Below are 1,336 nucleotides of genomic sequence, written 5' to 3'. Positions count from 1 at the left end.
CGGCCGCGCTGGTCGGGCTCGCCGCGCAGATCTCGATCCCGCTGCCCGGCACGCCCGTGCCGGTGTCCGGGCAGACCTTCGCCGTGCTGCTGGCGGGCGCGGCGCTCGGCCGCACCCGCGCCGCGCTCGGCATGCTGCTGTACCTGGCGGCGGGCGTCGCGGGGGTCCCGTGGTTCGCCGAGGGCACCTCCGGGGCGTCCATGCCGTCGCTCGGCTACGTGCTCGGGTTCGTCCTGGCCGCCGCGGTCGTCGGCCGGCTCGCCGAGCGCGGCGGGGACCGCACGCCGCTGCGGACGGTCGCGACGATGACGTTCGGCACCGTGCTGATCTACCTGGTCGGCGTGCCGTACCTGATGGCGTCGCTGCACGTGGGCCTGGACAAGGCGCTGCACCTTGGCGTCACGCCGTTCCTGGCCGGGGACGTGCTGAAGGTGCTGCTGGCGGCGGGGCTGCTGCCGGTCGCCTGGCGGTTCGCGGGCCGCCGCTCCTGATCTCCGCCTCGCGCTGTGAGGGCCCGCCGTTCCCGGCGGGCCTTTCGCCGTTTCCACGGCCCTGCCCCGCCCCTCCCCCGGCCTTGTCCCGGCCCTGCCGCGTCCGGCCCGGCACGCCGCTTCACGCCCCTTTGGGGACCGTTCGGGTGCGCCTGGGCTCGTCCTGCCGCCTTGCGGGGGTTTTCCACTGGGCGTTCTGGGGACTTTCAGGGTGGTCCGCCGGGCGGTGACCGGGGCCGGGCGCTGTGGCGTAGACCTCAGCACACGCTCCCACCCCGCCGGTTTGAACGGGTTCAAAACTCCCGTAGAGTGGCGTGCGTGAAGCTCGCCGTGCACGCACCCGGCCGCCTCGTCGTCCGCACCACGCCGGTCGCCGACCCCGGCGACCTGCTGTCGCGGCTCCCGCACCCCACGGCGCTGGCCTGGGTCCGCAACGGCGAGGGCCTGGTCGGCTGGGGCGAGACCGCCCGGCTGGAGCTGCCCGGCGGCCACGACCGGTTCGCCGCCGCCGACGCGTGGCTGCAGGAGGTGTTCGGCGGCGCCGAGGTCGAGGACCCGCTGCGGCTGCCCGGCACCGGCCCCGTCGCGTTCGGCAGCTTCGGCTTCGACCCCAAGGCGGCGGACTCGGTGCTGATCGTCCCGCGGTTCGTGCTGGGCCGCCGCGACGGGCACGCCTGGGTCACCACCATCGGCGACCCCGCCGACTCCCCGCCCGGCGACCCGTTCGGCGGGCGGCCGCCGGCGGCGCCGCCCGCCGCGTCCACGCCCGCCCCGCCCGGGCGGCTCACCTGGAGCGACGGCGCCCGCAGCGCCCCCTCCTGGGCGCGGGCGGTCGAGACCGCCAC

At 77.2% G+C, this 1,336-nt stretch carries 1 protein-coding gene and 1 pseudogene; both read left to right on the top strand.

Annotation, left to right across the window (positions count from 1 at the left end; genetic code table 11):
- Positions 1 to 491 (top strand): biotin transporter BioY (locus AB0J52_RS40900; protein ID WP_500188624.1); only part of this gene is annotated, 491 nt, incomplete at its 5' end.
- A gap of 318 nt (positions 492 to 809) precedes the next feature.
- Positions 810 to 1,336: pseudogene (locus tag AB0J52_RS40895) on the top strand (isochorismate synthase); the annotation flags it as partial.

This window comes from Spirillospora sp. NPDC049652 (genome assembly GCF_040675125.1).
In the GTDB taxonomy this organism is placed as follows: domain Bacteria; phylum Actinomycetota; class Actinomycetes; order Streptosporangiales; family Streptosporangiaceae; genus Spirillospora.
This window is presented reverse-complemented; position numbering and strand designations above follow the sequence as displayed.